We start from the raw sequence: 7,779 nt of genomic DNA, 5'->3' as shown, positions 1-7,779 counted from the left end.
CGCTGGCGCAGTTCGTCGACGGCAGGCCGGTCACGGGCATTCGCGACGTGCTGTCCCTGATCAGCAACCCCAGACTGGCGTGGCTGTGGCTGACGCGCCCCTCGGCGCAGCTCGACGGCCGCGTTCCCGTCGACCTGCTCAGGCAGGATCAGGTCGACGAGGTCATCGAGGCGGCGCGTGCGTTCGCGCCGGACTAAAACTGATATGAGCCCCGCCGGCCGGAGCTATCCTTTCCTTTCCGCCAGCAAGCCAAGATAATGCTGCAGCACGGCGGCACCGGCGATCGACGTGACGTCGGCATGGTCATAGGCCGGCGCCACTTCGACGACATCGGCGCCGACGATATCAAGCGAGCCCAGCCGCCGCAGGATCATCAGCGCCTCGCGTGACGAAAGACCACCGGCGACCGGCGTGCCGGTGCCTGGGGCAAAGGCCGGGTCGAGACAGTCGATGTCGAAGGTCAGATAGGTCCTGGCATCGCCCACACGCGCCTTGATGCGCTCGACAACGCCGGCCACACCGAGCTCGGCGACATCTTCGCCATGCAGGATTTCAAGGCCGCAGGTGTCCGGCGCGTGGGTGCGGATGCCGACCTGGATCGAGCGCTCCGGCCTGATCAGGCCTTCGCTGACGGCCCTGGCGACGAACGAGCCATGGTCGATACGCTTCTCCTGGTCGAGCCAGGTGTCCTGATGGGCGTCGAACTGGACCAGCGCCAGCGGCCCATACTTCTTCGCATGCGCTCTGAGCAGCGGCCAGGTGACGTAGTGATCGCCGCCGATGGACAACAGCGTGACGCCGGCATCGACGACCTCGCCCGCCTGCGCCTCGATCTGCCATGGCGTCTCGTCATGCCGGCCGAAATCAAGGCCGCAATCGCCATAGTCGATGACCGCCAACCGTTCGAACGGATCTGCGCGGAAGGGATATTGCGGATCGCCTTCGAGGATGGCCGAGGCGCGCCGCACGCCTTGCGGACCGAAGCGGGCGCCCGGCCGGTTGGAGACGGCCGCATCGAACGGGATGCCCCACACGGCGACATCGACGCCGTCAAGGTTGCGGGTCAACCTGCGGCGCATGAAGGACAGGACGCCGCCATAGACCGGCTCGTGCGAACCCCCGTAAATGGTCTTGCCGAAAACGGCATTGTCGGTTTCGCGTGTGTGCGGCAATGATTTGAGCATATCGATCATCTTTTTGCTGGAGAGAGGTGTAGGGCCCGAGCAGGTCAGGATCAGTTCGTTCCGGTGATGAAGCCGGTCCATAGCCGGGTAACCAGGCGCAGCGATTTCTGATCGCGTGGTTGAGCGGCAAACAAATGTTTCATCGTCTCTTGCGAGATGTAGATGTCTGGATTGTCGCGAACGACCTCGTCGACCATCGGCGTCGCCGCCTTGACAGCGTTCGGGTAGAGCGTCGCATTGGTGAAGCGGGCGGCGACCCGCGGCGTGATCAGGAAATCCAGAAAGGCCTGGGCGTTTTCGGGGTGCGGCGCATCGACCGGAATGGTAACGACGTCGAAGAAGATTTCCGTGCCCTCCTTCGGGATGGAATAGCCGATATCGGCGCCGCTTTTGGCGTCCACCGCCTTGGTCGCCGCGCCGATCGCATCGCCACTCCAGCCAAGCGCCAGGCAGAGATCGCCGGCCGCCATCTCGCTCATGATCGAGCCCGATTTGAAATGCCTGATGTAAGGCTTGATCCCCGTGAGCAGATTGGCTGCCTTCCTGATCTCGCTCTCGTCGGTCGAGAACGGGTCGAAGCCGAGGTAGTTGAGTGCGATCGACATCACGCCTTCCGGCGAATCAACCATAGCGATGCCGCAATCCTGGAATTTTCGCGCCACCTCCGAATTGAAGACCATGTCGAGGCTGTTGACCGGGGCGTCCTTCATCCGCTCGGCGATCTTGGCCTTGTTGTAGATGATGCCTGTCGTGCCATAGGCATAGGGCACCGCATAGGCGTTGCCCGGATCCTGCCTGGCCAGGAAGGCCATGATGTCGGGATTGAGACCCGAGGCGTTGGGGAGGTTCGTCTCGTCGAGCTTCCGGATGGCGCCGGCTTTGATGTACTGGCCGACGATCGATGCGCCCGGCATGATCAGGTCATAGCCGGAGCCCCCGGTCAGCGCCTTGGTCGTGAGCATCTCGACGGCATCGAATGTGTCGTAGACGACCTTGATGCCGGTCTGTTTCTCGAAGTCAGCGATGGTGTCGGCGGGCACGTAATCGTACCAGAAGTAAATGTTGACAGTCTTGTCCTCGGCGGCGAGAGCATCGCCCGTCAAGGTGCAAACGGATAGGGCGAACATCGATGCGGCAAGGGTGGCAAGATGGCGCATGGCGCGGTCTCCCAAGGGGTCGGATCGCATGAGAATTGCCCGTTCGGCACGATCCGACAAACGGCATTTTTGTCGGTCATACTTGACAAAAACTCATCTCAAGCTTTGTCTTCGCCAATGAAGCTGCCTTCGTTGAATGCGATCCGAGCTTTCGAAGCGGCGGCGCGCCTGCACAGCTTCAAGGATGCCGCCGACGAGTTGCGGCTGACGCCCTCGGCGGTGAGCCGGCATATCCGGTCACTGGAACAGGCGCTGGGTATGGAGTTGTTCGAGCGTGGCATCCGACAGGTAACACTGGCGCCGAAAGCCACCCACTTTGCTCGCCGGCTATCCACCGCCTTCAGGTCGATCGAGGCTGCCACCGAAGAGATGGGCAGCCATGGCCGCCCCGATGCCGCCAAGCGCGCCTCGCTGTCGATCAACGCGACCTTCATGAACCTGTGGCTGGCCGACCGCCTGCCGCGCTTCCGCGCCGAGAATCCCGATTTCGAACTCGACGTGTCGATCCACGACGATCAGAGCCGGGGTGGCAATCCGAGTGCCGATCTGCGCGTGCTGTTCACCGCCGATGCCGGCAATGCAGACTATTTGCAGCTTGTGTCACTGGTGATCTTTCCCGTCTGCGCGCCGGCCCTGCTTGCCGGTCCGAATGCGCCAAGCCGGGTAGCCGATCTTGCCGGACAGAGGCTGCTGCACGAGAATACGACCGCCTGGTGGGAGGAATGGTTCGAGAAAGAAGGGCTGAAGGTCGACGCCAAATCCGGCCCGATCTTCCATGACCCGGCACTGGCCGTGCGCGAGGCGGTCAATGGCGGTGGTGTGGCGCTGGTCGACAACATCATGGCGCAGGATCTGCTGGCCAGCGGCCAGTTGGTGGCGCCGTTTCCGGTGCGGCACACGATTCCGGAAAGCTACTGCCTGCAGCAGAAGTCGGGCAATCGCGGTTCGGCCGGCATCAAGCAGTTCCGCGCGTGGCTGTTGGCGGAGATTGCCACCCACAAGCAGGCGATGGGTGTTGCGGCGCCATTTCCCTGGCGGTGACCAGCCGGTTGCGGCCGCTCTTTTTTCCGATGTACATCAGCCGGTCGGCGAGCGCGATCAGCGCTTCGGAATCGGCGGCCTCCGCCGGATACATGGCCACGCCAACGGTGCAGCCGACCTGGATGGCGCCAGTCGGCGTGGGAACCTTGATCCGCAACCTTTCCAGGATGCGTTCGGCGACGCGCACGGCCTTCTGCTGTGCCAGATCGGCGTCGCCCGAGAACAGGAAGGCGAACTCGTCGCCGCCAAGCCGGGCGACGAAATCGGCGCTGCGCAGGATCGAGCGAAGCTGGCTCGACACGCGCTGCAGCAGCGCATCGCCAGCCTCGTGGCCGAGCGTATCGTTGACTTCCTTGAACCGGTCGAGGTCGATGAACAGAAGGCCGGCCGCCTCGCCGGTGGCGCCGCAGCGGGCCACCACCGATTTGAGTTCGTCGTGGAAGGCGCGCCTGTTGGGCAAGTCGGTCAATGCGTCGTGGTTGGCCGAATGGTCGCTCTGCTGCTTCGCCAGTTCGATCTCGCGCTTTTGCGCCGAGAGTTCTTCGTTGGCTGTCTTCAGATCCAGCAGCAGCTGGGCGTTGAGGTCCTCGACGACCTTGCGGTCGCTGATGTCGACGACGAAGCCTTCGAGGAATTCGAGTTCGCCGGCATCGTCCCAGACACCGCCGCCGATCTCGCGGACCCAGAGCGACTCGCCGACCCGCGGCACGATGCGGTAGTCGACGTTCCAGTTGCAGCGCGCCTCGAGCGCGGCATCGACGGCCGCATAGACCGAGGGCAGGTCATCCGGATGGATGGCCGAGACATAGTCGCGCACCGCGTTGTGAATGAAATCGCTCGGTCGATAACCGCTGATGGTGAGAATGCCGTCGCTGATGTAGAGCATGGTGTAGGACGCATCGTTGCGGCAGCGGTAAAGGTAGCCGTCCATCCGGCCGGTGATGCTGAGAAGCGCATCCAGGCGCTCGTCGTGATAGGCCCCCTGGCCGACCACGGTTGCAGGACTCGTATCGTGCTTCTCGGCTGAAAATCCATGACGGTCACCACCCCAGTCTGTCCAAAATGCCGCTCTGGCACATCGACGACAGCTCTCTGGTATAACAACCGGATATTATCAATATCTTATGGATCGCGGTGATTTACCCGCAAATTCGGCTTGAATCGCAGGATTCCTGCGATCACACGTGTTCAGGCGGAATGGCGCGGCCGATTCCGTTCATGCCGCGCAAGGCCTTGCCTCGCTCGAAAAACGTTCGCGACTTTGCCGCCCCCAACGCGGACCGTTCGTCACGTCCCCGCCGTATACGCCGCGATCGCCGCCATATTGACGATATCGCTGTCCTTGGCATTCAGCGACACGATCTGAACCGGCTTGTTCAGCCCGACCAGCAGCGGGCCGATCACCGTCGAGCCGCCGAGTTCCTGTAGCATCTTGGTCGAGATCGAGGCGGAGTGGAACGCCGGCATGATCAGCACATTGGCCGGGCCGGTGAGCCGGATGAACGGGTATTGCGCCATGGCACGGGCGTTGAGCGCCACGTCGGCGGCCATTTCGCCGTCATACTCGAAATCGACGCGGCGCTTGTCGAGGATGCGCACGGCTTCCTGGACGCGTTCGGAGCGCTCGCCCTGCGGATGGCCGAAGGTCGAGTAGGCGAGCATGGCAAGCCTCGGCTCGTAGCCCATGCGGCGGGCGAAGCCCGCGGCTTCCTCGGCGATGTCGGCGATCTGCTCGGCGTTCGGCATGTCGTGCACGGCGGTGTCAGCGACCAGCACGGTCTTGCCCCGCGCCAGCACGATCGAGACGCCGATGACGCGGTGGCCGGGCTTCGCGTCGATGACGCGGCGGATATCGTCGAGCGCCGTAGAATAGTTGCGGGTGACGCCGGTGACGATGCCGTCGGCGTCACCCAGCGCCACCATGCAGGCGGCGAAGTGGTTGCGGTCGTTGTTGATCAGGCGCTGGCAGTCGCGGAACAGGAAGCCTTTGCGCTGCATTCGCTCGTAGAGATAGTCGGTGTAGATGCCGTTGCGGCGCGACAGCCTTGCATTGATGATCTCGATGCCTTGCTTGTTGAGATCGATGCCGGCGTGCTTGGCGTTTTCCTTGATGACGTCGTCGCGGCCAAGCAGGATGGCGGTGCCGAGCCGCTGGTTCACATAGGAGACGGCGGCGCGCATGACCTGTTCCTCCTCGCCCTCGGCGAAGACGATGCGCTTGGGCTGGCGGCGCACGCGGTCGTAGATGCGCTGCAGGGTCGAGGCGATCGGGTCGCGGCGGGCGGAGAGTTCCTGCGCGTAGCGGTCGAGATCGAGGATCGGCTTGCGGGCGACGCCAGAGTCCATAGCCGCCTTGGCCACCGCGATCGGGATGGCCGAGATCAGGCGCGGGTCGAACGGCACCGGGATGATGTAGTTGGGGCCGAATTTCGGCCGGTTGCCCTGGTAGGCGGCGGCGACATCATCGGGCACATCCTGGCGCGCAAGTGCCGCCAGCGCGCGGGCGGCGGCGATCTTCATGTCGTCATTGATGGTGGTCGCCCGCACATCCAGCGCGCCGCGGAAGATGTAGGGAAAGCCGAGCACATTGTTGACCTGGTTCGGGTAGTCCGAACGCCCGGTGGCCATGATGGCATCGGTGCGGATCTCGGCCACTTCCTCCGGCGTGATTTCCGGATCGGGATTGGCCATGGCGAAGATGATCGGGTTCTTGGCCATCGACTGCACCATGGCGGTGGTCAGCGCGCCCTTGGCGGAAAGGCCGAGGAAGACGTCGGCGCCGTCGAGTGCCTCGGCGAGGCTGCGCGCCTCTGTCTTCACCGCATGCGCCGACTTCCACTGGTTCATGCCTTCGGTGCGGCCCTGGAATACCACGCCCTTGGTGTCGCACAAAGTGATGTTTTCGGGCGCAAAGCCCATCGCCTTCATCAGCTCGATGCAAGCGATGCCGGCGGCACCGGCGCCGTTGCAGACCATTTTCGTGGTCTTCATGTCGCGCCCGGTGATCTCCAGCGCGTTGATCAGGCCGGCAGAGGATATGATCGCGGTGCCGTGCTGGTCGTCATGGAAGACCGGAATATCCATCAATTCGCGCAGGCGCTGCTCGATGATGAAGCATTCCGGCGCCTTGATGTCCTCGAGATTGATGCCGCCGAAGGAGGGCCCAAGGAAACGCACGCAGTTGATGAACTCGTCGGCGTCCTCGGTGTCGACCTCGAGATCGATGGAATCGACATCGGCGAAGCGCTTGAACAGCACCGCCTTGCCTTCCATCACCGGTTTCGAAGCCAGCGCGCCGAGGTTGCCCAGGCCGAGGATGGCGGTGCCGTTGGAGATGACGGCGACCATGTTGCCGCGCGTCGTGTAGTCGAAGGCGCGGCTGGGGTCTTCGGCGATGGCCAGAACCGGAACCGCGACACCAGGCGAATAGGCGAGGCTGAGGTCACGTTGCGTTGCCATCGGCTTGGTGGCGACGACCTCCAGCTTGCCGGGGCGGCCCATGGCGTGGAATTCGAGCGCTTCCTGCGCGCTGACGGACGGACCGGTGTTCTCGGTTTTCCTGGCCATGATGCTTTTGATTTCCTCGCCGGTGCAGCACCTCCTTGAGCGGGTGCTTTGTTTCGATCCGAATTAAGACCACGCGCCGCCGCGTGTAAACCGCCAGCGCGCGGGAATCGCGGATCGGATCGGCAATTGCGGGCAATCGGCCGTGTCGGTCGTCCCCCGTTTTTCGAAGCCTCGGCATTAAACCGCGCGATCACATCTGCTAGCGTGCCGCGCATGAACATGCACATTCCAAACGAGCCAGACGCCCCCGAGGCGATGACGCCGGTGCCCACCGCCCACGCCGGCGCCACGCCGATGATAGAGCAGTTTATCGAGATCAAGGCAGCGAACCCGGATTCGCTGCTGTTCTATCGCATGGGCGATTTCTACGAGCTGTTCTTCGATGATGCCGAGAAGGCGAGCCGGGCGCTGGGCATCGTGCTGACCAAGCGCGGCAAGTACCAAGGGCTCGACATTCCGATGTGCGGCGTGCCGGTGCATGCGGCCGACGATTATCTGCAGAAGCTGATCGGCCAGGGATTCCGCGTCGCCGTCTGCGAGCAGATCGAGGACCCGGCAGAGGCGAAGAAACGCGGCGGCAAATCGGTGGTGCGCCGCGACGTGGTGCGGCTGGTAACCCCTGGCACCATCACCGAGGACAAATTGCTGGCGCCCTCGGAATCGAGTTTCCTGATGGCGCTGGGACGGGTGAAGGGCGGAGCGGACCCAAGAGGCGGGGAGCGCGGCAGCGCGACAGGGAACCAAGGAAGTTTCGCGCTGGCCTGGATCGACATCTCGACCGGCGCCTTTCGCGTCACGGACACCACCGCCGACCGGCTGCTGGCCGACAT

5 protein-coding genes and 2 pseudogenes are annotated in these 7,779 nt (G+C 63.5%); 3 read left to right on the top strand and 4 right to left on the bottom strand.

The features are described 5' to 3' along the window. Positions 1-197 (top strand): annotated as a pseudogene (locus tag EN935_RS14205) (antitoxin Xre/MbcA/ParS toxin-binding domain-containing protein); the annotation flags it as partial. 27 nt (positions 198-224) lie between these two features. Here the strand turns inward: EN935_RS14205 and speB are convergent. Continuing rightward, positions 225-1,184, bottom strand: coding sequence for an agmatinase (gene speB, locus EN935_RS14200; protein WP_127264367.1), 960 nt, complete (start codon positions 1,182-1,184; stop codon positions 225-227). Between the two features lie 50 nt (positions 1,185-1,234). Then, the gene (locus EN935_RS14195; RefSeq protein ID WP_164757693.1) at positions 1,235-2,341 is read right to left on the bottom strand and encodes a polyamine ABC transporter substrate-binding protein; all 1,107 of its coding nucleotides are present in this window, start codon (positions 2,339-2,341) and stop codon (positions 1,235-1,237) included. Positions 2,342-2,473: 132 nt separating this feature from the next. On the opposite strand from EN935_RS14195, the gene EN935_RS14190 reads away from it, so the two are divergent. Next, the gene (locus EN935_RS14190; protein WP_245468870.1) at positions 2,474-3,382 is read left to right on the top strand and encodes a LysR substrate-binding domain-containing protein; all 909 of its coding nucleotides are present in this window, start codon (positions 2,474-2,476) and stop codon (positions 3,380-3,382) included. On the opposite strand, the gene EN935_RS14185 is transcribed toward EN935_RS14190, so the two are convergent. After that, entirely contained in the window at positions 3,297-4,376 is a 1,080-nt protein-coding gene (locus tag EN935_RS14185) for a sensor domain-containing diguanylate cyclase (protein WP_127264373.1), read from the bottom strand. The two genes, EN935_RS14190 and EN935_RS14185, sit on opposite strands and share 86 nt — an antisense overlap. Before the next feature lie 293 nt (positions 4,377-4,669). Next, positions 4,670-6,949 (bottom strand): NADP-dependent malic enzyme, encoded by a 2,280-nt coding sequence (locus EN935_RS14180; RefSeq protein ID WP_109666055.1) that lies wholly within the window; start codon positions 6,947-6,949, stop codon positions 4,670-4,672. A 213-nt stretch (positions 6,950-7,162) separates the two neighbouring features. Here EN935_RS14180 and EN935_RS14175 point away from each other — a divergent pair. Further along, positions 7,163-7,779, top strand: a pseudogene (locus EN935_RS14175) (DNA mismatch repair protein MutS); the annotation flags it as partial.

The organism is Mesorhizobium sp. M7D.F.Ca.US.004.03.1.1 (assembly GCF_003998635.1).
GTDB classification, from domain to species: Bacteria; Pseudomonadota; Alphaproteobacteria; order Rhizobiales; family Rhizobiaceae; genus Mesorhizobium; species Mesorhizobium loti.
The sequence above is the reverse complement of the archived record's forward strand: the minus strand, read 5'-3'. Positions and strand labels throughout refer to the sequence as shown.